The organism is uncultured Cedecea sp. (assembly GCF_947498825.1).
Taxonomy (GTDB): Bacteria; Pseudomonadota; Gammaproteobacteria; order Enterobacterales; family Enterobacteriaceae; genus JGM124.
Window position 1 is genome coordinate 45,994 of the sequence record NZ_CANMLV010000005.1, and the last position, 24,837, is coordinate 70,830.

Genomic DNA, 24,837 nt, shown 5'->3' on the forward strand with positions numbered 1-24,837 from the left:
GTGCACCATGACCACGAAACGTAAACCCTATGTTCCCCCGATGACTTCAACATGGTGGAAAAAACTCGGTTTTTATCGTTTTTATATGCTGCGTGAAGGAACATCTATTCCTACTGTATGGTTTAGTTTATTACTGATTTACGGGCTGTTTTCTCTGAAACATGGTCCTGAAGAATGGGCCGGATTCGTCAGTTTTTTACAGAATCCCGTTGTTCTTATTCTTAATATCATTACGCTCGCTGCAGCATTGTTACATACCAAAACCTGGTTTGAACTCGCGCCTAAAGCAGCCATTGTCATTATTAAAGAAAAAAAAATGGAGCCAGAGCCCGTAATTAAAGGACTCTGGGTGGTTACCGTGCTGGCAACCTGCGTGGTGCTGTTTGTGGCATTATTCTGGTAGGGAGAAAACCATGATTAATCAAAAACCTCAACGCTCTGATGAACCAGTATTCTGGGGACTTTTTGGTGCAGGCGGTATGTGGGGAGCCATCTTCGCACCCGTTATTGTCTTACTGGTCGGTATTTTACTGCCACTTGGCCTTTTCCCCGCAGAAGCATTGGATTTTGCACGTGTCCATGCTTTCGTGAGTAGTTGGATAGGACGATTATTCATTTTTCTGATGATTGTTCTGCCATTATGGTGCGGGCTACATCGTATCCATCACGGCATGCATGACTTACAAGTTCATATTCCTTCCGGAAAATGGATATTTTATGGCCTGGCAGCCATTCTTAGTATTATCACCTTTGTTGGTGTGATAAGTTTTTAGTCATCGCCAACCTTAAAGCCCACATTATATTCGTGGGCTTTAAATTAAACAGATTAATATTTTATATTAAAAATATAATACTGAATGTTGCTTTTAAGAAAATAGAATAATTTGCCATTCTGATATATACCCAAAATAATTCGAGTTGCTTGTAGGCGCCCAGTTCAGCCCGTCGATGAGCATAGATACACTATGTGATTCGGCGGGCTGGACGCAGGCAACACCCAAGCAACTTGAAGTATGACGGGTATAGGCAGCATGTATCAGGGACTTGGCTGGGATATCTTTAACTGGCCGGCAGAACCTGAGGTCCTGATTTATTGTTGCAACCCTAAGGTCGCCTTAGAGCCACAGCCTGCCATCGCGATTACGCCTTCGGTTTCCCTGGTCAAGGCGTCATGGGTACATAAAACTGGCTCAACGTGTGGCTTTGGGGCGTATGTCGCTTTTATTCCAGAAAAAAAAATCGGTATCGTACTCTTAGCCAACAAAAATTATCCTTATGGCGATCGTATCAACGCCGCCTATACCATTTTGAGTGCCCTGCAATAAATTAGCGACCTGGCATTGATATAACCCATGCTGAATATACCCCAGTGACTGGGGTTAACAGCAAGTATCCCTATTCGTAGAGCGGTTATATGCCGAAAATCAGTCTATGGATATGCCGTTAAGCCTGGAATTGATAGAGAATTAGAACGCAGTTTGTCGCTTCATTTATTTTTTTTATTCATATCATAGAACATGTTTTGTGCCGCCCTGTAAAGGAAGCTGTTATCACTTACGTGAACTATGAATATGTATAAAATACTGGTAGTGGATAAATGTTGTTTCAGTCGATTTGGTTTAAAAACCTGGTTCAATCAGGAAGCCTTCAGAGAGAAAGGCGTTATTATTACCGAGGCAGACAACCTGCAACTCGCCCGTGAGATGATGGTGACATGGAAACCTAATCTCATCATTGCCGATTTTACCAGTTTTATCACCACGCTAAAAAATATACGCCGACTATCGCTCATTCATGAAACACAGACTACAAACACCAGTATTATACTATTACAGAGTAATCATCACACACATATCGGTGATGTCAGTAAAAATCGTGGCAATATATATATTCTGGATAAATCCATAGACCTTAACGAGTTAGAAATTATTATTAAGAAAACCATTGCCCAGCAAGATAAAGAGAAAACTAAAAAAAGTGCGTTAATGCCACTGCTCACATTACGAGAAGAACGTATTTTAAAGCTTTGGAAAGATGAAGCGCATAATGCCTATATTGCCAGGCTCATGGGGATCAGCATTAAAACAGTTTATACCTACAAACGAAATATCAGAGTCAAACTAGGGGCAGGAAATCGGCTCTCACTATTTATGAATATGTCTTAATCCAACAGGTGAAAGCGACAGGCTGTCAGGCAGTAGGAGTGTATCGGGAATGAGATGACAAAGCTCTCACTCCCGACCCGCCAGAATTACTTCACGCGAGAAACGTATTCACCTGAACGGGTGTCAACTTTAATCACTTCACCAATCTGTACGAACAAAGGAACTTTAACCACAGCACCAGTGCTCAATGTTGCGGGCTTACCACCGGTACCGGCAGTATCACCTTTCAGGCCAGGATCGGTATCAGTGATTTCGAGCTCAACAAAGTTCGGTGGCGTCACGCTGATAGGCTGACCGTTCCACAGAGTCACGATACATTCAGCTTGATCCAACAGCCATTTGGCGTTATCACCAACAGCTTTCTCATCCGCTGCCAGCTGCTCGAAGGTTTCGTTGTTCATAAAATGCCAGAACTCACCGTCGTTATACAGGTAAGTCAGGTTCATATCGATAACATCTGCGCCTTCTGCACTGTCAGTCGATTTAAAAGTTTTCTCAACACGAGTGCCGGTCAACAGACGACGTAATTTAACACGAGCAAAAGCCTGACCTTTGCCCGGTTTTACGAATTCACTGGCTTCAACAGCATAAGGTTCGCCATCCATAATGATTTTAAGACCGGCGCGGAAATCGTTGCTAGAATAAGTTGCCATAAGGCCCTCTGAATTAATTAACTGGTAGATTAGCCAAAAAATGGCAAGCATTGTAACCCTAAATACCCCCAACAGAGAAGATTGGTTAACGCAACTTGCCGATGTTATAACCGATCCTGATGAACTCCTTCAGATTTTAAATCTGTCAGATAGTCCTGAGTTGCTCCTGGGGCGTGAAGCCCGACGCCTTTTTGCCCTACGCGTTCCTCGGGCTTTTGTTGACCGAATGGAGAAAGGCAATCCTGACTGCCCTCTGTTACGCCAAGTGTTAACAGCAAAACAAGAATTTATTATCGCCCCGGGATACAGCACTGATCCACTTGAAGAACAGCATAGCGTAGTACCCGGGTTACTGCATAAATACAGCAACCGTGCCCTGCTCTTAGTCAAAGGCGGCTGTGCTGTTAACTGTCGCTACTGTTTTCGCCGCCACTTCCCTTACGCTGACAACCAAGGCAATAAGCGTAACTGGCAGGCGGCACTCTCCTATATCAGCGAACATCCAGAGCTTGATGAGATTATCTTTTCCGGCGGCGACCCACTGATGGCGAAAGACCACGAACTGGACTGGCTGATAACTGAACTGGAAGCTATCGGGCACATTAAGCGGCTGCGCATCCATAGCCGACTCCCGATTGTGATCCCTGGCCGTATCACCGAGACCTTAATTTCAAGACTCTCTCGCTCACGCTTACAGGTGCTACTGGTCAACCATATCAACCACGCGCAAGAAATTGGCGATGACTTCCGCAATGCGATGCTAAAACTGCGCCAGGCTGGCGTCACGTTGTTGAATCAGAGCGTATTACTACGTGGAGTCAATGATAATGCCCATACCCTGGCTGACTTAAGCCGGGCTTTGTTTGATGCGGGTGTACTCCCCTATTATCTGCATGTTCTCGACAAAGTTCAGGGTGCGGCACATTTTATGGTGGAGGATGAAGAAGCGCGGGCGATCGTGCGTGAGCTGTTAACGCTGGTATCAGGCTATATGGTACCTAAACTGACCCGTGAGATTGGCGGGGAACCCAGCAAAACAATGCTGGATTTACAGCTTCGTCAGCAATCTGGCTCAGAAGCGAACTGAAGCAAAGTCCTGGACTGATAAATGCAAATATCACCGCTTACCTCTGTTATTCATACAATACCCCAGGTAAGCGGTGAATCAGGCAACCCTTGTCATTCAGGGCACTTATATACCTGCCCGGTCATTTTACTGTCGGTTGGAACAAAGCTGGACAGTAATGTCTGGCTTGGGCTACTTACGCCATACAGTACGTTACCCCCCATCGTCGCTGCGTTATTACGCAAAGCATTAGCAGCGCCACGCATTGAACCACCTTCATCGCCATTTTGACCCGACAGCCAGTTACTCTGCTCACCGGTTGCCGTCCCAAGCAGACGACATTCACTACCTGGTTTGTCTTCTACAAAGCGAACATTCTGACCACCCGCCGTAAGATCATTGCTTGAGCTACTACAACCAGCCAGCAGTAATGCTGCTCCAATCATTCCCACTGCAAGTTTTATGCGCATCTTGTTCCCCATCATGATTGTGTTGAGCTTTTATCACCCATGGAAATCTTATACTAAAGTCAGCGATAAAGGGAGCGGTTTGCAAGCAGCAATAGGCAGCAGGCAAGATGCAGTTAATAACACCGGCAATGTATTTTCAATGATGAATAAATTAACCTTCCTTTATTGAGCTTAAGTATTAATGACAACGGTAATAAAGTACCTAAACAGAACGTTTAATCATTATATATATACGGACCAAATTTAAGATAAAGAAATTCATTTTGCATCTGTAAACAGAATTTTTTAACTATTGCTCGTCTCTCAGCGCAGAGGGTTTCAGGAGACAATTCCAGAGAGTGAGCAATTTCATAGACAGTTTTACCACTCTTCAGTAAAGACCATATATATTCCTCATGTGCAGTAAAACGAAAGCGTCGGGGAGAGGGATGATAAGTGACATGTTTAGCGACTGTTCGTTCAATTTCAATCAAACTATTATACTTGGATACAATCAGCCAATTGCCAACCCTTACTTCTGAAATGTTCATTGGTGTATTGATAATCACTATAAACTTATATATTCTTTGCTCATCTATTTTTAAAATATAATCCATAAGATTCTTTTTTTCAAAAGAAAAAATGAACACATCTTTGTTACTGGATGAACTTAACTTCTCATCAATGACATGCATTTGGTCAACAGAGGTAATACATGCACACTCTATAATATGCCCCCTGCAAGCCTCTTGCATTCCCATCATTAAATAAACATCATCAGAAAAAAACAAACCCCAGACATGGTATAACCTTAAACATCTTTAAAAAACATTGAGCACCATTTACTGCATACTGCATGAACAATAACTGACAATCTTATTAAATTGACGAAAATCATTTCACATATAAAACTGACTGAATTATTTAATAAACTTTCAGAACTGGAGAACAACAGGAAATACAATAACCACAATGATAATTTATCTCTTTCCTGTTATTCTTTCTCTGATATCTATTGGTCTGTCTTAAAGTTCAGCGTGAACCTGAGCCAGGCTGCGTATCCAGGGGGTATTTCTTTTCAAGGTGTCCGGTAATTGCTGTAAAGCCTTTTTCGCCTGCGCCATTCCGGCATATTCCCCATACACCAATACATACCAGAGGCGACCGTGACGCTGGGTTTCATACACCAGGTAGTTTGAGAGTTTGTGTTTTTTGGCTAATACCTGCAGCGGCTCGGCTTGACTGGCACTGCTCAGTTGCAAGGTATAATGCCCTTTGGGTGCATTGTGTAACGCGCCACCTAAATTTAATGCTCTCGGTGCAGCCTTTTTTTCCCTTTGAGATACAACATCCGGAACTCGCGGAGCAACAGCTTCAGCGGATTCAGAAACTTGAGGTGAAACAACCGCAGGCAAGGCATCAACCGGTACCCACTCCACAACCTCTTCGTTAGCAGGAAGGCGGGGTTCTTCTTTTTCTGATGAAGTTAATTTCCCCGTTTCGTCCGCAGACGGAGAAAGGGTAACTTCTGCTCCCCCGGCCTCTGACAGCGTAATTGTCGGCTCTATAACTTCAGCTGGCGATACATCAAGCAGGGCCTCCACTTCATCCTCGTCAGGCGTTATTGCCATTTCATTCAATGGGTCATCCGCCGTTTTCTCCTGGTGATCCAGAATATGTCCGACAAATAAAGGCGCCACGGGATCAGGCTCGACACTGACCATTTCTGTAAGAGTATCTTCCTCAGAGTGCACCATCGGACCAAGTGAATTCACGCTGAATTTATCATTCATATGATGCGGTACTCTCTCCTGTTTGGAACCGGTGTCTTTTCCCAGTAACGGATGTCCAGGTTGAATAAAGTGTCGCACCATCTTTTCCTGGAAAGAGGTGAGCGGAGCAGGTCTGACTTCAGGTTCAATAAGCACCGTCTGTTCAGGCTCTGCAAGTACATTTGCAGAAGACCCATCCACTCCCGAACTCAACGTGACAGGTATATCCTGCACTTGCTCAATCTCATCAGTCTCATCAATGTCAGCGGCACTGTCAGGGTTCTTCTCAGACTGAGGAGGCGCTATCTCTTCTCCTGGAAATACCACTTCGGGTAACTGTTCACACTCCGTCACCGTAAGCATTCGATAAACTTTTGCCCCCCCTGTCGACGCAGTGAGTTCATATAATGCCGCCAGGGCCTGCTGCGCCATTTGGCGGGTCTCACCGCCTTCTGATGCTGATTTATTGAGCCAATGCACGGCGCACTCTTTACTTTGTGCTCCCCCAATACCATCAAAAAACATCACACCCAGATTATATTGTGCCAGCGGGAACCCTTTTAAGGCTGCCTGGTGTATCCAGTAACGGCCTTTGACGAAGTTTTGCCTCACCCCATCACCATTGGCGTAATGGACCCCGAAATCATAGCGAACGGCAGGGTTGGCTTCGTTCAGCATCTGTTGCCAGCATAATGACTCCGATGAATCATCAATAAAACAGGAAGCAAAACGCTCAGAAGCGGGCACTGTATCTGCCCCAGTCGCCTGTGCATTGAGATTAATAGCGCCCAGCAAAAATAAATAAATAGAATGCTTCTTCATATTGTCTTATCGGGTGTTCTTATGATGTATTGATAATTATTCTTCACTTAATCCCAGTCTATTTTAACCGTTGCTGTAGCACTACCGTCACCGAGTAAACCAGAGTTATTGCCGCATAACGACCACGTAATTGGAATATTCGTTAAGCCAACCCCGACATTATTAATTGTTTTTGTGCCACTCGAACCATTAAAGCCCACTTGATTTGCGCTATCCGCGGCACATAATCCCCCCGCATCTAAATAACGGCCTCTAATATTACCCATTACCTGGCCGTTACTATTTTTAACAGGCAATTGTGACCATGATCCGGATGCGATTTCACCAGAAAATGAAATTTTCATTTGTTCAACCACGCGCAGTGGGTCATCAGACGTGCAATTAATATCAATGCCTTTTTTCTGGGTTGCTAATAATTGATTATTAGAAGCACCCGTAATATTAACTCTTCCAAATGCTATCGCTGCCGGGGCGGAAACAGTACAATCAAAGGCCCCCTTCACCTGAACAGTGCGCCCTCCAATCGCAGAACGCTGAAATACAACCCCTTGGCTACCATAATGTTCTGCACGGGCAAAATATACTTCTGGAATGGGATAAATCCCATCAGCTTCTTGGGCCAGATATAATGGCATCCAAAAACTCATTACCGCCCATGCGGGTTCAGCCATAAATGCAGGAATAGCAATACCGTAAAAACGTTTATTTTTAGCAACTCTTTTTAACGCAGCAAAGAAAGGTAATTTAACTGCAGGAGGCTCATTATCTTGCTGAATAAAAGATAATTTTTTTTCACTTAAGTTAGGGTGTTTTTTTGGTGAATGATAAAACAACCACCATAAATGAACCCATGCTAATGCTAAGCCACCCGTAACAATAAATGCTCCCCGCCAGCCAAATAATGAATGTGAAAAATAAATAATGGCGGGGGCTATCATTGCCCCAAGGGAGAAGCCAACACCCGCCCATCCGGCAGCAATTGGACGCTCTTTTTTCGGGAACCATTCGCCGGGTGTTTTGGCGTTTGCCGGGGTGGCCGCAGCTTCAGAGCTCCCCATAAAAAATCGTAGTACGACTAATTGAATATAATTCGTTGCTCCTGCATGGAACATACGGGTTAATGCCCAAACTATTGCACAAATCAGGAATCGAGTTTTAAACCAATAACATCAATAAACCAACCACATATTGGTTGGAAAATGGTATCGGCGACCTGATATGTTTATCAATATCATCTGTGGTATTAAAATTTTATTGGTAAACCAAATTTATAATTCTGAAATTCTCACACCCTGAAACTACAGACAGCGCCATTCTGTATAAAAAATCAATCCAATAGGGTGACTCAAGTCTGGTTTTTGAAATTTGGCCAATCAATTCTTCAAAAAAACAAATTTTGGTTGACCAGATGGGATGATTTGATTGACATCTCAATTGCTCAAGTAAGAGAATGCTCAAAACAAACGCAATGTGAGCAATAAAACACAGCGCTATTATTTTTGGATAACCAAAAAAGTCTCAATCAGCTTTCAAGGAGTGACCGATGAAACAAACCTGGCGTTGGTTCGGGCCTGCAGATCCAGTGACGTTATCTGATATTCGTCAGGCAGGCGCTACCGGAATAGTGACAGCACTACACCATATTCCGAATGGCGAGATCTGGACTATTGATGAAATTCAGCAGCGTAAAGCATTGATTGAAGCCAATAGTCTCGAATGGACGGTGGTAGAAAGTATTCCAATTCATGAAGATATCAAGACACAAACCGGTGACTATGAAAAATGGATTGCTCACTACCAGCAATCCCTGCGTAACCTGGCAGCCTGCGGCATTCATACGGTTTGTTATAACTTTATGCCGGTCCTCGACTGGACACGTACTGACCTTCAGTACGAGTTACCCGATGGCTCCAGAGCCCTGCGTTTTGATCAGATTGCATTTGCGGTATTTGAGATTTACCTGCTAAAACGTGAAGGGGCTGAACAGGACTACACGGCGGAAGAACTCGTACAGGCCAGAGTCCGCTTTGAAACCATGCAAGATGATGAAAAACAAAAATTAATCAATAACATCATTGCAGGCCTGCCTGGCGCAGAAGAAGGTTATACCCTCGAGCAATTCAATCAACATCTGCAACGTTACGCCGGAATTGATAAAGCAAAATTGCGTGAACATTTTGCTTATTTCCTGAAAAAAATTATTCCCGTGGCTGAAGAGTCTGGCCTGAAAATGGCTGTACATCCTGATGATCCTCCGCGCCCTATTCTCGGCCTGCCACGCATTGTATCGACAATTGAAGATATGCAATGGATGGCGGATACCGTAAACAGTGACGCCAATGGTTACACCATGTGCACCGGTTCTTATGGGGTACGTGCTGACAATGATCTGGTTAAGATGATTGAAACCTTCGGCCCGCGGATTTACTTCCTGCATTTACGCTCAACCTTGCGTGAAGAAAATCCGAATACATTCCACGAAGCTGCACATCTGGCAGGTGATGTAGATATGTATCGGGTTATCTGCGCGGTAGCCGCCGAAGAGCACCGTCGCCGTGAAAGCGGAAAAGAATTCCTGATCCCAATGCGCCCTGACCATGGCCATCAGATGCTGGATGATTTGAACAAGAAAACCAATCCAGGATATTCAGCAATAGGACGCCTGAAAGGCCTGGCTGAGATTCGCGGCCTGGAAATGGGCATTCATCGCGCATTTTATGATTAGGAAGGGCCATGAAATCATTTCTTTGTGAAGACTTTTTACTGCACAGTGATATTGCCCGTCGCCTCTATCACGACTATGCAGCAGATATGCCTGTCTATGACTATCACTGTCACCTGAATCCAAAGGAAATCTCACAGAACCGCCGCTTTGATAATCTCAGTCAGATTTGGCTGGAAGGGGATCACTACAAATGGCGTGGAATGCGCTCTGCCGGTATCCCGGAGCATCTGATAACGGGCTCAAGCAGTGATTATGAAAAATACCAGGCATGGGCCAGAACAGTACCGATGACGCTCGGTAACCCGCTCTATCACTGGACACACCTGGAACTCCGTCGTCCGTTCGGTATCACAGGGAAAATATTCGGACCGGAAACGGCACAGGGTATCTGGGATGAAGCCAATGAAAAACTTAACCTGGATGAATTTTCAGCACGTGGCATTATGCAGCAGATGAATGTGCGTATGGTCGGTACAACGGATGATCCTGCCGATTCTCTGGAATACCACCAGCAAATTGCCCAGGATGACAGCTTCGATATTGAAGTCCGTCCCAGCTGGCGCCCCGATCGTGCCTTTAAAATTGAACAGAGCGGATTTGCAGATTATATCGAGAAGTTAGGGCGAAGTGCCGATGTAGAGATCTGTTGTTTCAGCTCCCTGCTTACAGCTCTGGAACGCCGCCTCGCCCATTTTGCACGCCATGGCTGCATTGCTTCTGACCATGGTATTGACGTTCTCCGCTATGCACCGATACCGGATGAGTCAGTGCTTGATGCTATCCTGCAAAAACGTCTCGCGGGTGAAATCCCGGATGAAACAGCAACGGCACAGTTTTCAACTGCAGTGTTGGTCTGGCTCGGCAAGCAGTATGCAAAGCGTGGCTGGGTGATGCAGCTGCATATCGGGGCATTACGAAACAACAATACGCGTATGTTTAACCTGCTCGGTGCAGATAGCGGTTTTGATTCGATTGGCGATGCGCCAATTGCGTATCCACTTTCACGACTGCTCGATGAAATGGACAAAACCAATGAGCTACCACGCACGATCCTCTACTGCCTGAACCCACGTGATAACGAAGTGCTGGCAACCATGACAGGTAACTTCCAGGGTGGGGGTATCGGCGGGAAAATTCAGTTTGGTTCTGGCTGGTGGTTCAACGACCAGAAAGATGGCATGCTTCGCCAGCTCGAACAACTCTCGCAGCTGGGATTATTAAGCCAGTTTGTCGGTATGCTGACAGATTCTCGCAGCTTCCTGTCCTACACCCGCCATGAATACTTCCGTCGCATTCTCTGTAATATGCTAGGTTCGCTGGCGGTAAAAGGGGAAATTCCGGCAGATGAAAAAATGCTGGGACAGCTGGTTCGTGATATCAGTTTTAATAATGCTCAGCGCTATTTTTCTGCAGCGAAAATAGAATAATTATCCGGCAATTTCAAACTGGATAAAAAGCTAAACGCCATTCTCTCGACATCGAGTAGGAGGCGGGATCACTCCCGCCGTCCTCTCACACCACCGTACGTACGGTTCCGTATACGGCGGTTCATGTTAACCCTGGAACTGCCTGTGTTGTTCGAGCAATGACAGTAAGCCAGCCTTCCTCAGTGACGATACTTTTATCACCTGATTCATATGGCTCGCTCCCGAGTTCCACCACGATCCTCTCTGATTGCACGCTGAACGCCACGCCCTTTCTTCCGTTAACCCCGCTCGCATTAACTTTCTTGCTCGCGTTCCTGTGCGCTTCCATTGCCTCCAGAGAAGACAGCGTAACTTCCTGTTTATCCAGCTATCCAGTTCTTTCAGTACGCCTTTTACTTCGGTGTAACGGAAGTAACTTATCCATCCTCTGAGGACCGGGCTGAATTTATTGATGACTGCTTTTACTGACGCTGACCTGTGCCCTGTGGTCAGGCTGCGGAGCTTCTCCTTCAGCCTTGCCACACTGCTGTCTGCCACTTTCAGCCGAACATATTTATGCCTTGTGACGCTGAACCCCAGGAACTTACGCTCCCAAGGTCTTGCCACCGCACTCTTCTTTTCGTTTATCGTCAGTCTTAACGTCTTTGTCAAATACGCACTGATATCTTCAAGAAGATGTTCACCCGCTTTTCGACTGCTGACATAGATATTGCAGTCGTCTGCATACCGGCAGAACGCGTGTCCGCGTCGTTCCAGCTCTTTGTCCAGCTCATCCAGCAAGATATTCGACAGCAATGGCGATAAAGGGCCGCCTTGCGGCATCCCTCTTACACGTTTGACTCTCTCTTTATTGCTGTCGACACTTTCTGCCTCAAGGTAACGGCGAATTAACTTCAGCAACCGTATATCCTTGATGCGTCGGGCTATCCGCGACATTAATATGTCGTGATCCACTCTGTCGAAGAACTTTTCCAGATCCATATCGACCACCCAGCGTTTACCACTGTGCATGTAGACCTGTGCCTGACGCACAGCCTGCCATGCGTTACGCCCCGGGCGGAAGCCATAACTGGAGTTTGAGAAGGTCGGGTCGACGACAGCGCTCAGTTTCTGCGCTATCGCTTGCTGGATAAGTCTGTCTGCCACCGTCGGGATACCTAATGTTCTCACGCCGCCATCTGGCTTTGGGATATCCATTTTGCGTATCGCCCGGGGCAGATAATCTCCTGCCATCAATGCACTCTTGATACTTGCCCAGTGTTCTTTCAGCCAGGGTTTTAACGCCGACACGCTGAGGTTATCCACCCCTGCGGCGCCTTTGTTTTCCACCACCCGCTGGAAGGCCAGCATCATATTGGCTCTCTCTGTCACCGTTTCGATTGTCAACGGCACTTCCGCTTTCGTTCGCCCACTGACCGCCGTGTCGATTTCAGCACCACTAAGCTGCTCTCGCGAATTCTGTTCGCTACCTTGACTGGTGGCGGCAATCGCTTGCCCTTGTGCATCATTAATCGACATCGAGTATCCGTGTCCTGATTGCGGTTAACATGTTCAGCCCTTCATACTGCCGGGGAGTCAGTACTACTACGGCGTCGGCTGACTTCTGTCATTCCATCCCGATACCTCCCGATATCGGTAGCACAGTGGCAGAATGGCAGATCTCCCGAGGTAATTCGCGTGACCTTCCTGCATATGTCTGTCGGTTTTACGTCACAGCGTTCCGTGTAAGTATTGGGCGTTGACGATATTAGCCACCTTACCCTGCTGTGCCGCCTGAACCGCTTCCTGTTCGTCAGACCCGCATTTTGCTTTCAGCTTCCTTCAGATTTCACCTCGCGGTGGACACCCTTGCCGTTCAGCTAACACTTCCCCTTGCCGGGTGTGTAGAGGACTTTCACCTCCAAGTCATCTGTTAACCACCACGGTCAACGGACAGCGCCGTTCAAGACGCTACGCGCCATGCCCGGCGCACCAAAAAAAAAAAAAAGCCTGTAAGCTATAAGCTTACAGGCTTTCTTCACAAGCAGTAATGTTTGAACTACATGATTACATCATGCCGCCCATTCCACCCATTCCGCCCATACCACCAGCGCCACCTAAATCAGGAGCATCGCTTTTTGGCAAGTCAGTAATCATACATTCGGTGGTGATCATCAGACCAGCGATAGAAGCAGCATACTGCAGAGCAGAACGCGTTACTTTAGTCGGGTCCAGGATACCGAAGTCGATCATGTTGCCGTATTCTTCAGTTGCAGCGTTATAACCGAAGTTACCTTCGCCCGCTTTAACATTGTTGGCAATAACTGATGGTTCTTCACCGGCGTTAGAAACTATCTGACGCAGCGGTGCTTCCATTGCGCGCAGCGCAACTTTGATACCCACATTCTGGTCTTCGTTCTGTGCAGTCAGAGTAGCCAGTTTAGCTGCAACACGAACTAATGCCACGCCACCACCAGCAACAACACCTTCTTCAACTGCTGCACGGGTTGCGTGCAGAGCATCGTCAACGCGTGCTTTTTTCTCTTTCATTTCAACTTCAGTCGCAGCACCCACTTTAATTACAGCAACACCGCCTGCCAGTTTCGCTACGCGCTCCTGCAGTTTTTCACGGTCGTAATCAGAAGTCGCTTCTTCGATTTGCTTACGGATCTGAGCTACACGGCCCTGAATCGCAGCTTCTTCACCCACACCGTCAATGATGGTGGTGGTGTCTTTGTTGATCAGTACGCGTTTTGCCTGGCCCAAGTCTTCCAGAGTCGCTTTTTCCAGCTCCATACCAATCTCTTCAGAGATTACGGTACCGCGAGTCAGAGTTGCGATATCTTGCAGCATGGCTTTACGACGATCGCCGAAGCCAGGTGCTTTAACAGCAGCCACTTTAACAATACCGCGCATGGTGTTAACCACCAGAGTCGCCAGTGCTTCACCTTCAACATCTTCAGCGATGATCAGCAGTGGTTTACCGGCTTTAGCAACGGCTTCCAGAACTGGCAGCATTTCACGGATGTTAGAGATTTTTTTATCAGCCAGCAGAATGAATGGGCTTTCCAGTTCTACCGCACCTGTTTCAGGTTTGTTGACGAAGTAAGGAGACAGGTATCCACGATCAAACTGCATACCTTCAACGACGTCCAGCTCATCTTCCAGGCCTGTACCATCTTCAACGGTGATAACGCCTTCTTTACCGACTTTATCCATCGCTTCAGCGATCAGTTTACCTACAGTCTCATCGGAGTTAGCAGAGATAGTACCAACCTGAGCGATAGCTTTAGAATCAGAGCAAGGTACAGACAACGCTTTCAGTTCTTCAACCGCAGCGATAACTGCTTTATCAATACCACGCTTCAGATCCATTGGGTTCATGCCAGCAGCAACTGCTTTCAGGCCTTCGTTCACAATCGCCTGAGCCAGTACAGTTGCAGTAGTCGTACCGTCACCTGCTGCATCGTTGGCTTTAGAAGCGACTTCTTTCACCATCTGAGCGCCCATGTTTTCGAACTTGTCTTCCAGCTCGATTTCACGTGCTACAGAAACACCATCTTTGGTGATGGTCGGTGCACCGAAAGATTTATCCAGAACCACGTTACGACCTTTAGGGCCGAGGGTAACTTTCACTGCATCTGCCAGTACATTTACGCCGCGAAGCATTTTAACACGAGCGTCATTACCGAATTTTACGTCTTTAGCTGCCATTTCTTATATTCCTCAAATTCGTTCAGGTGTTCGTTCGCAGGGATTACTCAACGATAGCCAGGATGTCGCTTTCGGACATGATCAGCACTTCTTCGTTGTCAATTTTCTCAGACTTCACGCCGTAGCCGTCGTTAAAAATAACGATATCGCCTACTTTAACGTCCAGCGCCTGTACGCTGCCATTTTCCAGGATGCGGCCTTTACCGACAGCGATAATTTCGCCACGAGTTGATTTACCTGCTGCTGAGCCGGTCAGAACAATGCCGCCTGCAGACTTAGATTCAACTTCTTTACGTTTGACGATAACACGATCGTGTAATGGACGAATGCTCATTGATAGCTCTCCTTCGAGAAAGTCAGTATCAGTTATTTAGGTTACGCCGCCCAAGTAGGATTCGGCTGCTGACCAGATTAATGGGGATGATTAACGCTCCCTTCAAGGGGGAGTTAAAAAAAAAATCGAAAATTTAACGATCCTGGCGATCTTTTTCTTCAAGGCGCTCTGTCGTCTCGTCTTTACGCTGATACTCGCCATCAAATGTATTGCCTTGATGGGAGTTTCCACCACCAAACCCACCGCCTGGCATCCCGGAAAAACGCAGATGAGGCATCAGTTTAACCGTTAAATGTTTCTGTATTGGTGGCAGTAATAGCAGCAAACCGAGGAAGTCGGTAAAGAAACCTGGCAAGATAAGCAAAATACCGGCGATGATCAAAGAGACGCTTTTGACCATCTCTGCGGCCGGACTCTCGCCCGCAGCTATTTTTTGCTGCATCAGCATAAAGTTCTTCAGACCCTGATTTTTTACCAGCGATACACCCAGCACTGAAGTCAGTATCACAAGAATCAACGTCAGAAAAACGCCCAGGATATGCGCGACCTGTATAAAGAGAGAAATCTCAATATAAACATAGAGAAAAAAGGCAATAAATGGGATCCAGCGCACTGAATGCTCCTGTCATCAGGCAAGCCCCTTAACCAGGCGCTCACAAAAAATGGGGTTGTCATATTTACCTGATAAAAGATGGCGACACTGTAGCCAAAATTCAAGGGGAGGAAGAACGTGTTTTTTCACTCCTGTTAACTGTTGACCTCTGTCACAAATCGATAATTGTTGTCCCCCATTGGCCATAATAAGTGATCCAAGTTAATGCATTTCGCTATTATCAGCATATCATCAAGGCGAATAAGCAAATATTGGGCATAATCATCGGTCTATACCTGTCAGTGCCAGATATCCTGTGTGTACATTGTGATAGTTTAAATAAGAAGGTTTACATGCTAAACAACATTCGTATCGAAGAAGATTTACTGGGAACCAGGGAAGTGCCAGCGGAGGCCTACTACGGCATCCATACTCTGCGAGCGATTGAGAACTTCTACATTAGCCACAATAAAATCAGCGATATACCTGAATTTGTTCGCGGTATGGTGATGGTCAAAAAAGCCGCTGCTATGGCGAACAAAGAACTACAAACGATCCCCAGATCCATTGCTAATACCATTATCCAGGCCTGCGATGAAATCTTAGAACAGGGTAAGTTTTTAGATCAGTTCCCGGTCGATGTTTATCAGGGTGGCGCGGGAACGTCAGTCAATATGAACACCAACGAAGTTCTGGCCAATATTGGACTGGAACTGATGGGGCATCAGAAGGGTGAGTATGAATATCTCAACCCGAATGACCACGTGAACAAGTGTCAATCAACCAACGATGCCTATCCTACTGGCTTCCGTATCGCGGTCTACTCCTCCATTATTAAGCTAATAGAAGCCATCCACCAGCTCAGCGAAGGTTTCCAGCGTAAAGCTGTCGAATTCGAATCCATCCTGAAAATGGGTCGTACGCAATTACAAGATGCAGTGCCTATGAGTCTGGGGCAGGAATTCCACGCTTTCAACGTTCTGTTAAGCGAAGAGAAGAAAAACCTGCTGCGTACTGCAGAACTTCTGCTGGAGGTTAACCTTGGCGCAACCGCTATTGGTACACGCCTTAATACGCCGGATGGCTATCAGCAACTTGCCGTACAAAAACTGGCTGAAGTTAGCGGCCTGCCTTGCGTACCGGCAGAGGATTTAATCGAAGCAACCTCTGACTGCGGGGCTTATGTCATGGTTCACAGTGCGCTGAAACGTCTTGCTGTGAAAATGTCAAAAATCTGCAATGACTTACGTCTGCTCTCTTCAGGCCCCCGCGCCGGACTAAACGAAATCAATCTGCCAGAACTTCAGGCCGGCTCTTCAATTATGCCTGCCAAAGTGAACCCTGTCGTACCTGAAGTGGTGAATCAGGTTTGCTTCAAAGTGATTGGTAATGACATGACCGTGACCATGGCCTCTGAAGCGGGTCAGTTACAGTTAAATGTAATGGAACCCGTTATTGGCCAGGCGATGTTTGAGTCTATACATATTATGACAAATGCCTGCTATAATCTGCTGGAGAAATGCATTAATGGCATTACTGCAAACAAAGAAGTGTGTGAAGGTTACGTCTATAACTCCATTGGTATCGTCACCTATCTGAACCCATACATTGGTCACCATAACGGTGATATTGTGGGCCGGATTTGCGCTGAGACAGGCAAGAGCGTACGTGATGTTGTGCTGGAACGTGGTTTGCTCACAGAGGATGAACTGGATGATATCTTCTCCGTTCATAACCTGATGCATCCGGCATATAAAGCCAAACGGTATACAGATGAAAACGATAAGTAGTTCAACCAAATAACGCCAAGAAGGCACGTCGACAGACGTGCCTTTTTCGTTTTTAGTCATAACTAAAACATAACAATTTATTTTCAATTGATTAAATAGTGAGGAAGTCATTATGTTTGCAGCAGAGCTCGTTATCGTCCTGCTGGCGATATACCTTGGAGCCAGACTTGGCGGCATAGGTATTGGTTTCGCCGGGGGCTTGGGTGTTCTGATCCTGACACTGGTTTTCCAGATAAACCCCGGTTCAATTCCCTTTGACGTGATTGAAATCATCATGGCGGTCATTGCAGCCATTGCTGCAATGCAAGTCGCAGGAGGGATGGATTATCTGGTGAATCTGGCTGAACGTATGTTACGCCGCCATCCCAAGTATATTACCTTGCTGGCCCCTGTCGTGACTTGGTCGATGACCGTTCTTGCCGGAACCGGACATACTGCCTTCTCGACACTTCCGGTCATTACGGAAGTGGCTAAAGAGCAGGGTATACGTCCTTCCCGTCCTTTATCTATCGCCGTTATTGCTTCACAAATTGCTATTACTGCCTCTCCTATTTCAGCTGCTGTGGTCTTTTTCTCCGGTGTACTGGAGCCGTTAGGTATCAGCTATCTGACGCTGCTGGCCATTTGTATTCCTTCAACGCTGATTGCTGTTTTACTGACTGCTGTGGTCTGTAACTTCCTCGGCTGTGAACTGAAAGACGATCCGGTTTACCAGGAGCGTCTGGCGAAAGGTGAAGTTCAGCTGCGCGGTTCTCAGGAATTAACACTGAAACCACATGCTAAACGTGCTGTCTTATTATTTTTGATTGGTATCCTTGCGGTGATGTTTTATGCCACCGCCATCAGCGAAACCGTCGGTCTGATTAAAGATCCTGTATTGCCACGCAATGAAGCCATTGTGGTATTTATGCTGACTATTGCTGCGCTGATAAGCTTCAGCTGTAAAATCGATACCGGTGAAGTGCTGAATGCCAGTACCTTTAAGTCTGGTATGAGTGCCTGTGTCTGCGTTCTGGGTGTAGCCTGGTTAGGCGATACCTTTGTTCAGGCCCATATCGGTGATATTAAAACCTTTGCCGGTGACTTGCTAAACGACTTCCCCTGGTTACTTGCTGTAGTGCTGTTTTTTGCATCAATGCTACTCTACTCTCAGGCAGCAACAGCCAAAGCACTGTTACCTGCTGCATTAATGCTTGGCGTCAGCCCATTAACGGCTGTCGCTTCTTTTGCCGCGGTCTCTGCCCTGTTTGTATTGCCGACCTATCCGACATTACTGGCTGCCGTTGAAATGGATGACACAGGCTCAACACGCATCGGAAAATATGTGTTTAACCATCCGTTTATGATCCCAGGCGTCATCGCTATTACACTTTGCGTGGTGTTCGGGTTTATTCTCGGCGGTATTATTCTGTAAATAAGGTTAAACACAGGGAGTTTAGCCGCCTGCTGCCCGCTCCTACATGATATAGTTCATCGCTGTTAATTTAGACAGCGATGACGTATCACCTCTACGTCATAAGCGTTCAGTCTGCGTCACCGCGTATTCTCCTGTAACGGACCCATACCAGACAGCCTGTCGCCTTTACGCTATTTTTCTCCTATTCCCGGTATCGCTGGTTTTGCCAGTGACAGATCAAACAGTGAAGATTTTATGGCATTGCGCATTCTTACATTCATCCTGTTGTTTTGTAGTTCACAAGCCTTTGCTGGATTATTTGATAACACCAACAGATCCCAGTTTGTGCCTGTCGAGCAAGCCTTTGCGTTCGATTTTCAACAAACCGAACACCAGGTGACCCTGAACTGGCAGATTAAACCTGGCTACTACCTCTATCGCCAGCAGATAAAAGTGATTCCGACAGATGCCCGACTTGCGCCGTTTGAAGTCCCACAAGGCACCTGGCATGAAGATGAGTTTTATGGCAAAACAGAGATTTTCACCGACCATTTTAGCCTGCCCTTAACACTTAACAGTGCTGAAAAAGGGGCTTTTCTCAGTGTCACTTACCAGGGATGTGCTGAGGCTGGTCTGTGTTATCCCCCTGAAACTCTGACGGTTCCACTTAGTGCTGTCGAGACAGTACCGGCATCTCAGTCAGCGAATTCGCCCGTGGCAGATACCTCATCTGCAACACCGAATAATGCCCTACCTTTTTCAGCGTTGTGGGCCTTTTTGATTGGTGTCGGTATCGCCTTTACTCCTTGCGTATTGCCGATGTATCCGCTGATTTCCGGTATCGTGCTGGGTGGAAAAACACGTCTTTCCACATCCAGGGCGCTGATGCTGGCCTTTATTTATATCCAGGGAATGGCGCTGACCTACACTGCTTTAGGTTTGATTGTCGCCGCAGTCGGCTTACCGTTTCAGGCCGCATTACAGCACCCCTACGTGCTGATCGGGTTGTCAGCGATGTTTGTCCTGTTAGCGGCCTCAATGTTTGGTTTATTTACTCTGCAACTCCCCTCCTCTTTGCAGACCCGGTTAACGTTAATCAGCCAGCGTCAGCAAGGTGGCTCCGTATACGGCGTCTTTGCTATGGGCGCATTAGCAGGGTTAATCTGCTCACCTTGTACCACCGCTCCGTTAAGTGCAATCCTGCTGTATATCGCCCAAAGCGGAAATCTCTGGCTCGGGGGAGGCACGCTTTATCTCTATGCATTAGGGATGGGCTTACCGCTGGTACTGATAACCGTCTTCGGCAATAAACTGCTTCCCAAAAGCGGGCCGTGGATGGAAAGTGTCAAAATCGCCTTCGGTTTTGTTATTCTTGCGCTGCCCGTCTTTTTACTTGAACGTGTTATTGGAGACCTCTGGGGCTTACGGCTCTGGAGCTTACTGGGGGCGGCCTTCTTCTGCTGGGCCTTTATTACCAGCCTGAGTGTGCATAAATCCTGGGGCAGAGTGCTGCAAATCCTTTTTCTGGTCGCCGCAATAGTGAGCGTTCGCCCTTTGCAAGACTGGGCATTTGGCACAGCATCAAGCCATAGCGAGCAGTCTCAGCTACACTTTGTTTCGATTGAAAATATTGAACAGCTAAATCAGGCGCTGGAAAAAGCGCAGGGGAAACCGGTCATGCTTGATTTGTACGCTGACTGGTGTACCGCCTGTAAGGCTTTTGAAAAATATACTTTTAGCGCCCCACAGGTACAGCAAGCATTATCTGGTATGGTGTTACTGCAAGCCAACGTCACGGCCAACAATGAAGCAGACAAAGCCTTACTGAAACATCTTAATGTGCTTGGGCTTCCGACTATCTTGTTCTTTGACTCACAAGGTCATGAACAGCCGAACTTAAGAGTGACCGGCTTTATGGATGCTGACGAGTTTAGTACCCATTTGCACCATCTGATACCCTAGAGAGTGTTGACTGTTTGAGTTAATCAGAGGAGAACACCGTGCAACGTGAAGACGTTTTAGAGCATACCTTGCATGTCCTTGAACGCGAAGGCATTGCTTGCATTACGCTGGATATCGTGGCGAAGGAAGTCTGCCACCCGGTGGCAGAAATTCGGCAATTCTGGCCTGACGAAGAAGCGATGCTGTATGACGCGCTACGTTATTTAAGCAGTAAAGTCGAAGTCTGGCAGCGCCAGCTCATGCTGAACGAGGAACTTTCCGCTCAACAGAAACTGCTGCTACGTTATCAGGCCCTTACCGAATGCCTGAATAAACAGCGCTATCCAGGCTGCCTGTTTATTGCTGCCTGCACTTTTTATCCTGACCCTACCCACCCTGTTCATCAGCTAGCCGATCGGCAGAAACAAGCCGCCTGGAACTATACCCACACTTTACTGACCCAACTTGAGGTGGACGATCCGGCAATGGTGGCCGATCAGATGGAGCTCGTGCTGGAAGGCTGCCTCTCTAAGTTGCTGGTCAAACATAACCAAGCCGATATCGATACCGCCCGCCGTCTGGCTGAAGATATCTTGCGCTTTGCTCTGTGCCGTAAAGGTGGCGCGTTAACCTGATTCACAGAGCCGATATATACCCCTGATACTTCAAGTTGCTTGTCGACGTAAAGCTTCGACAAGCAACTTGAAGTATGGCAAGCATAGTGATGTTCTTATACCGTACCAATACGTAAATTAAGCAGCAGCTTTATCTGCATAATTATTCGCTATAAAGTGGTTTAATATAGTAGCAAAGGTATGATGGACTTCCTGGGTCGGATGCACCTTATCGTTAAAAATATATTCAGGTGAAATATTAAGTTCCGGATCTTTTGTGCCAGGAATATGGATATAACCGTGGTTAGTATAAGAATGCGTTGTATCGTAGCCAATTTTACGGGCAACAGTAATGATATTATTCAACGCACCGGCGATATCAAAGAAAAATATCTTTGCCTCCGGATACTTTTCTTTTAATGCATCAATATTTTTCTGCAATAAATGATTATGCGCGATAGCGATATCTTTATACTGTCTTTTACGATCGGAATTCTTAGAGTCTGGTTTCATGGATAGATCGGGTATTCCCATTACCAGAACATTTTTAACGCCTTTCGTCAGTAATTTTTCAACGCCATCTATCTGGCTTTCTACAACTTTCAATATGTCATTTTTATGGAGTGTTGAATAATCATTCGCACCGAAAAGAAAAAAAGTCAGATCCTTGTCAGATGGTCGATAATTTTTCATCTGACTATCAAGATTTGACAAAAAATTACTGCGCAGGGTTAAAGGAGAGTAACTTGCTGCAGTGCTCCCACCTTCGGCAAAATTAACCATCTTCTTATTTAAAAAAGCAGGTGATGATAAAAATTCACCCCAAACAAAACCATTAGTGAACCTGCCTTCATAATACTGACTATAGGAAGGAAGTATATGAAATGATTTTTCAAACATCCGACCATCTGAATCAGAAAGGCTGTCACCGAATACGACCAGCCGGTCAATATTATTCAGAGAGACCTTCTGGTGTGGGTATAACTTATCAATCTCTTTTGCGAGTCTGAAATTATTATTTTCAGCCAGTCTATCCGTTCCTTCACTGACAGTATTTTCTTTCCCCGTGACACTTTTCGGATTAGGTTGAGGATTCTTTATGGCCTGATTAAATTTCTCGATGACGCCGGCTTGACCGAGGCCTGATTTATCTGTCGATACATTCTGATTTCGCAGGGGATCATTCCGCTGAGAAAAATCCACCTGACTATTTATTACTTTTTCTATATTTGACAGTGAAGGAGAAACATGAAGTCGGGGTGTTTTAGTAACCAGTTTAAGTTCTTGTGCCACCACTGAAGTTGAACCATTAATATATGTCATTTTTATCACCTATATCATTGCTATTATTTATTACGACTTAACAGGAAGCTATAGGTGTATTTCAGAAACCAATATAAAATATATCTTATTTCGCTCTTAAGGCGATTTTAAGTGTCTTTATTGCTCAACGATCACACTTTCTCCTTTCTCTCAAGTAAAACTAACACTTTAAAAGAAGAGATAAACGACATCATTTCCACATGACACCGCCATCCACTCAGAGCAAGAACACGTAAAGTACATTTTTACATACCCCATATGTGCATTGATTATTCGGGTATAAAAGAGGATATTTAAATAGAACAAGCTAAATTTATTTTGAGAATTTAATACAGCATCTGGCTATAAACTTTTATTACTGGGAAAAATAATGAGGTTAATAGAAATTAAACGAACAGGTTTATATTGACTATTTATACCCAAAATAATTCGAGTTGCTTGTAGGTACGCCTCACGCACGCAGCACCCAAGCAACTTAAAGTATGGCGGGTATGCAGCATTATCTCAGGGTCAGAAGAATGGGGTTATACTGAAAAAATTCGCAAAAAAGAAGGCGACTATATATCGGGAAGAGGTGAATAGCGGGAAGTAAATTTGCTTCTGCGATGCAGGAGAATTGCGCGGTCAAGAAGGCTGTAGACAAGTGTCTGGACAGGATGGGGAACAGAGAGCGTTGTCCGGTAAGAAGAAGTGATATAGCGGAGTAAGAAAATAAGACAAGAGAGCGAATTGCAGCAAGGCGACGGTGAGGATATTTTGTCTCACTGGCTCATGCCTGTCTTTGCAACAGCAGGGGGGCATCATCTGACTCTGACCCTTCTCTCTTTTTTCTGAAAAGGGTTCCAGTGTGTGTTAAACGTATAAAAAATGTCGAAAATTACTGCAACACAGTAAAACTTGTCGTAAAGTTGAGCAAACAGTTATTTTTTACTTAAATATCATTGACGCCTTACGCCAATTAGGGTTTAATGCGCCCCGTTGCCCGGATAGCTCAGTCGGTAGAGCAGGGGATTGAAAATCCCCGTGTCCTTGGTTCGATTCCGAGTCCGGGCACCACTTATTCAGAAAAACCAGCCTGCGGGCTGGTTTTTTGCTTTCTGGCTCAACAATTTCTTAGATGGCCAGCAGTGTTCCCTTTTCAATTAGAGAGGGAAGTCGTCAATATTGCTATCTCACTGTAGCGGGATCAGGTCAGCGGAAATACTGCCAGCTCCATATTATGACGATACTCATCAACAGCATGAAACACATCCCGGCAACGAAGAAATGCCATGGTTTTGCCGGAGTGGGTAGCCTTGCCGACACTTGTGAATCGACTTTCTGCTGTCTGGCAAGCCTCTTCTTCTCTGTACTGTCCGCTGCGTTCCGTCTGTTAATCCAGGCTGCATCCGATACCTCAATTTCAGGTTGCATCATCTCAGATTGAATAGCAGTACTGCTATCGCGAGCGACAGAACTGTTTTCCAGTCGGACAGCATCGTTACGTATCATTTCACGCAGTGTTTCAAGCTGACTAAGATTTTTAAAATCCAGATGCCGACATTCAGTGACCAGACAAGTAAGCAGCTTTTCGGCCCGATATAGCTGGCTGATATCACTGTGGCTCAACGGGATCACACGCATCTGCTGCTTCAGACACTTGCTCAGATTACTGAGAATATCCATACGGGAATGGACGGACTTGGGCCAGAATTCTCCCCATTGATGACTGATTAACTTTCCCACTATCGCCAGTCCTTCATTCATACCGAATACCCCGCCAAGCTGCGCACGGGCCAACGTATACCAGGCGACTGTTTGTAACTCGACACCATTTTGTTCAAATAATAAAAGGCAGAGTTTTTCGGCATAATGCCAGTCTATATCCGGACATGCGGGATGTGTCATCTTGCTCAGTTCATCGCGTAGAGCAGCATAATCCGGCAATCTACCAGGGTTACTACCCGTTTTAATTTTATATGGGGTAATGTCATTCATGACCCTGTCTCCATGTCATGTGAGTAGAGCGCTAACCTGTAGTAAACACAGAGCTCTTGCCTGTCGTTTGTTGAGAAGCTGCAATGTTACTGAGCGGG

Annotated in this window: 20 protein-coding genes, 1 tRNA gene and 2 pseudogenes; 12 read left to right on the top strand and 11 right to left on the bottom strand. The window is 46.0% G+C overall.

The window, feature by feature from the left end:
• The first annotated feature begins 7 nt into the window (after positions 1–7).
• From frdC to Q1A40_RS07765, 4 genes and pseudogenes are all read left to right on the top strand, one after another.
• On the top strand, positions 8–403 hold the full coding sequence (gene frdC / locus Q1A40_RS07750) for a fumarate reductase subunit FrdC (protein ID WP_299998987.1): 396 nt from the start codon (positions 8–10) through the stop codon (positions 401–403).
• 10 nt (positions 404–413) lie between these two features.
• Positions 414–773 carry a fumarate reductase subunit FrdD gene (frdD, locus tag Q1A40_RS07755; protein ID WP_299998988.1) on the top strand — a complete coding sequence of 120 codons (360 nt, stop codon included), beginning with the start codon at positions 414–416 and terminating at the stop codon, positions 771–773.
• A 249-nt stretch (positions 774–1,022) separates the two neighbouring features.
• A pseudogene (locus Q1A40_RS07760) lies at positions 1,023–1,325 on the top strand (serine hydrolase); the annotation flags it as partial.
• Between the two features lie 246 nt (positions 1,326–1,571).
• Positions 1,572–2,165 (top strand): LuxR C-terminal-related transcriptional regulator, encoded by a 594-nt coding sequence (locus tag Q1A40_RS07765; RefSeq protein ID WP_299998990.1) that lies wholly within the window; start codon positions 1,572–1,574, stop codon positions 2,163–2,165.
• Between the two features lie 86 nt (positions 2,166–2,251).
• On the opposite strand, the gene efp is transcribed toward Q1A40_RS07765, so the two are convergent.
• Complete coding sequence (gene efp / locus Q1A40_RS07770; RefSeq protein WP_299998992.1) at positions 2,252–2,818, bottom strand: elongation factor P; 567 nt, start codon at positions 2,816–2,818, stop codon at positions 2,252–2,254.
• Positions 2,819–2,858: 40 nt separating this feature from the next.
• On the opposite strand from efp, the gene epmB reads away from it, so the two are divergent.
• Complete coding sequence (gene epmB / locus Q1A40_RS07775) at positions 2,859–3,905, top strand: EF-P beta-lysylation protein EpmB (protein WP_299998994.1); 1,047 nt, start codon at positions 2,859–2,861, stop codon at positions 3,903–3,905.
• Positions 3,906–3,997: 92 nt separating this feature from the next.
• Here epmB and Q1A40_RS07780 read toward each other — a convergent pair whose 3' ends face one another.
• The 4 genes and pseudogenes from Q1A40_RS07780 to Q1A40_RS07795 all read right to left on the bottom strand — a co-directional run.
• Positions 3,998–4,354, bottom strand: a complete 357-nt coding sequence (locus tag Q1A40_RS07780) for a DUF4156 domain-containing protein (RefSeq protein WP_299998996.1) — start codon at positions 4,352–4,354, stop codon at positions 3,998–4,000.
• A gap of 215 nt (positions 4,355–4,569) precedes the next feature.
• Positions 4,570–5,097: a hypothetical protein gene (locus Q1A40_RS07785; RefSeq protein WP_299998998.1), complete on the bottom strand. Its 528-nt coding sequence runs from the start codon at positions 5,095–5,097 to the stop codon at positions 4,570–4,572.
• Positions 5,098–5,358: 261 nt separating this feature from the next.
• Positions 5,359–6,927 (bottom strand): SPOR domain-containing protein, encoded by a 1,569-nt coding sequence (locus Q1A40_RS07790; RefSeq protein ID WP_299998999.1) that lies wholly within the window; start codon positions 6,925–6,927, stop codon positions 5,359–5,361.
• Between the two features lie 611 nt (positions 6,928–7,538).
• A pseudogene (locus tag Q1A40_RS07795) lies at positions 7,539–8,146 on the bottom strand (MFS transporter); the annotation flags it as partial.
• Positions 8,147–8,470: 324 nt separating this feature from the next.
• On the opposite strand from Q1A40_RS07795, the gene uxuA reads away from it, so the two are divergent.
• Together uxuA and uxaC are read left to right on the top strand one after the other, a co-directional pair.
• Positions 8,471–9,652: a mannonate dehydratase gene (uxuA, locus tag Q1A40_RS07800; protein WP_299999001.1), complete on the top strand. Its 1,182-nt coding sequence runs from the start codon at positions 8,471–8,473 to the stop codon at positions 9,650–9,652.
• A gap of 8 nt (positions 9,653–9,660) precedes the next feature.
• The gene (gene uxaC, locus Q1A40_RS07805) at positions 9,661–11,079 is read left to right on the top strand and encodes a glucuronate isomerase (RefSeq protein WP_299999003.1); all 1,419 of its coding nucleotides are present in this window, start codon (positions 9,661–9,663) and stop codon (positions 11,077–11,079) included.
• A gap of 126 nt (positions 11,080–11,205) precedes the next feature.
• On the opposite strand, the gene ltrA is transcribed toward uxaC, so the two are convergent.
• From ltrA to Q1A40_RS07825, 4 genes are all read right to left on the bottom strand, one after another.
• On the bottom strand, positions 11,206–12,597 hold the full coding sequence (ltrA, locus tag Q1A40_RS07810; RefSeq protein WP_299999006.1) for a group II intron reverse transcriptase/maturase: 1,392 nt from the start codon (positions 12,595–12,597) through the stop codon (positions 11,206–11,208).
• 528 nt (positions 12,598–13,125) lie between these two features.
• Positions 13,126–14,772, bottom strand: a complete 1,647-nt coding sequence (gene groL, locus Q1A40_RS07815; RefSeq protein WP_299999009.1) for a chaperonin GroEL — start codon at positions 14,770–14,772, stop codon at positions 13,126–13,128.
• 43 nt (positions 14,773–14,815) lie between these two features.
• Positions 14,816–15,106 (bottom strand): co-chaperone GroES, encoded by a 291-nt coding sequence (locus Q1A40_RS07820; protein WP_211992806.1) that lies wholly within the window; start codon positions 15,104–15,106, stop codon positions 14,816–14,818.
• Between the two features lie 133 nt (positions 15,107–15,239).
• Positions 15,240–15,719, bottom strand: a complete 480-nt coding sequence (locus Q1A40_RS07825; RefSeq protein WP_299999012.1) for an FxsA family protein — start codon at positions 15,717–15,719, stop codon at positions 15,240–15,242.
• A gap of 332 nt (positions 15,720–16,051) precedes the next feature.
• Between Q1A40_RS07825 and aspA the strand changes: the two genes are divergently transcribed.
• The 4 genes from aspA to Q1A40_RS07845 all read left to right on the top strand — a co-directional run bounded on the left by aspA (position 16,052) and on the right by Q1A40_RS07845 (position 21,460).
• The gene (gene aspA / locus Q1A40_RS07830; protein ID WP_299999014.1) at positions 16,052–17,488 is read left to right on the top strand and encodes an aspartate ammonia-lyase; all 1,437 of its coding nucleotides are present in this window, start codon (positions 16,052–16,054) and stop codon (positions 17,486–17,488) included.
• A gap of 112 nt (positions 17,489–17,600) precedes the next feature.
• Positions 17,601–18,902, top strand: a complete 1,302-nt coding sequence (locus Q1A40_RS07835; RefSeq protein WP_299999016.1) for an anaerobic C4-dicarboxylate transporter — start codon at positions 17,601–17,603, stop codon at positions 18,900–18,902.
• A 237-nt stretch (positions 18,903–19,139) separates the two neighbouring features.
• Positions 19,140–20,846, top strand: coding sequence for a protein-disulfide reductase DsbD (locus tag Q1A40_RS07840; RefSeq protein WP_299999018.1), 1,707 nt, complete (start codon positions 19,140–19,142; stop codon positions 20,844–20,846).
• Between the two features lie 38 nt (positions 20,847–20,884).
• Positions 20,885–21,460 (top strand): transcriptional regulator, encoded by a 576-nt coding sequence (locus Q1A40_RS07845; protein ID WP_299999020.1) that lies wholly within the window; start codon positions 20,885–20,887, stop codon positions 21,458–21,460.
• A 117-nt stretch (positions 21,461–21,577) separates the two neighbouring features.
• Here the strand turns inward: Q1A40_RS07845 and Q1A40_RS07850 are convergent, their stop codons facing one another.
• Complete coding sequence (locus tag Q1A40_RS07850) at positions 21,578–22,762, bottom strand: SGNH/GDSL hydrolase family protein (RefSeq protein ID WP_299999022.1); 1,185 nt, start codon at positions 22,760–22,762, stop codon at positions 21,578–21,580.
• A 980-nt stretch (positions 22,763–23,742) separates the two neighbouring features.
• Between Q1A40_RS07850 and Q1A40_RS07855 the strand changes: the two genes are divergently transcribed.
• Positions 23,743–23,818: transfer RNA gene (locus Q1A40_RS07855), tRNA-Phe, on the top strand.
• A 135-nt stretch (positions 23,819–23,953) separates the two neighbouring features.
• Here Q1A40_RS07855 and Q1A40_RS07860 read toward each other — a convergent pair.
• Complete coding sequence (locus Q1A40_RS07860; protein WP_299999024.1) at positions 23,954–24,739, bottom strand: type VI secretion system ImpA family N-terminal domain-containing protein; 786 nt, start codon at positions 24,737–24,739, stop codon at positions 23,954–23,956.
• Positions 24,740–24,837: the final 98 nt, after the last annotated feature.

What these genes read in the sequence shown, in the direction of transcription:
- aspA (WP_299999014.1), top strand. Translation starts at nt 16,052, where the DNA reads ATGCTAAACAACATTCGTATCGAAGAAGATTTACTGGGAACCAGGGAA.
- Q1A40_RS07780 (WP_299998996.1), bottom strand. Translation starts at nt 4,354, where the DNA reads ATGCGCATAAAACTTGCAGTGGGAATGATTGGAGCAGCATTACTGCTG.
- Q1A40_RS07765 (WP_299998990.1), top strand. Translation starts at nt 1,572, where the DNA reads ATGTATAAAATACTGGTAGTGGATAAATGTTGTTTCAGTCGATTTGGT.
- uxuA (WP_299999001.1), top strand. Translation starts at nt 8,471, where the DNA reads ATGAAACAAACCTGGCGTTGGTTCGGGCCTGCAGATCCAGTGACGTTA.
- epmB (WP_299998994.1), top strand. Translation starts at nt 2,859, where the DNA reads ATGGCAAGCATTGTAACCCTAAATACCCCCAACAGAGAAGATTGGTTA.
- Q1A40_RS07860 (WP_299999024.1), bottom strand. Translation starts at nt 24,739, where the DNA reads ATGAATGACATTACCCCATATAAAATTAAAACGGGTAGTAACCCTGGT.
- Q1A40_RS07835 (WP_299999016.1), top strand. Translation starts at nt 17,601, where the DNA reads ATGTTTGCAGCAGAGCTCGTTATCGTCCTGCTGGCGATATACCTTGGA.
- ltrA (WP_299999006.1), bottom strand. Translation starts at nt 12,597, where the DNA reads ATGTCGATTAATGATGCACAAGGGCAAGCGATTGCCGCCACCAGTCAA.
- Q1A40_RS07790 (WP_299998999.1), bottom strand. Translation starts at nt 6,927, where the DNA reads ATGAAGAAGCATTCTATTTATTTATTTTTGCTGGGCGCTATTAATCTC.
- frdC (WP_299998987.1), top strand. Translation starts at nt 8, where the DNA reads ATGACCACGAAACGTAAACCCTATGTTCCCCCGATGACTTCAACATGG.
- groL (WP_299999009.1), bottom strand. Translation starts at nt 14,772, where the DNA reads ATGGCAGCTAAAGACGTAAAATTCGGTAATGACGCTCGTGTTAAAATG.
- uxaC (WP_299999003.1), top strand. Translation starts at nt 9,661, where the DNA reads ATGAAATCATTTCTTTGTGAAGACTTTTTACTGCACAGTGATATTGCC.
- Q1A40_RS07820 (WP_211992806.1), bottom strand. Translation starts at nt 15,106, where the DNA reads ATGAGCATTCGTCCATTACACGATCGTGTTATCGTCAAACGTAAAGAA.
- efp (WP_299998992.1), bottom strand. Translation starts at nt 2,818, where the DNA reads ATGGCAACTTATTCTAGCAACGATTTCCGCGCCGGTCTTAAAATCATT.
- Q1A40_RS07785 (WP_299998998.1), bottom strand. Translation starts at nt 5,097, where the DNA reads ATGATGGGAATGCAAGAGGCTTGCAGGGGGCATATTATAGAGTGTGCA.
- Q1A40_RS07840 (WP_299999018.1), top strand. Translation starts at nt 19,140, where the DNA reads ATGGCATTGCGCATTCTTACATTCATCCTGTTGTTTTGTAGTTCACAA.
- Q1A40_RS07850 (WP_299999022.1), bottom strand. Translation starts at nt 22,762, where the DNA reads ATGACATATATTAATGGTTCAACTTCAGTGGTGGCACAAGAACTTAAA.
- frdD (WP_299998988.1), top strand. Translation starts at nt 414, where the DNA reads ATGATTAATCAAAAACCTCAACGCTCTGATGAACCAGTATTCTGGGGA.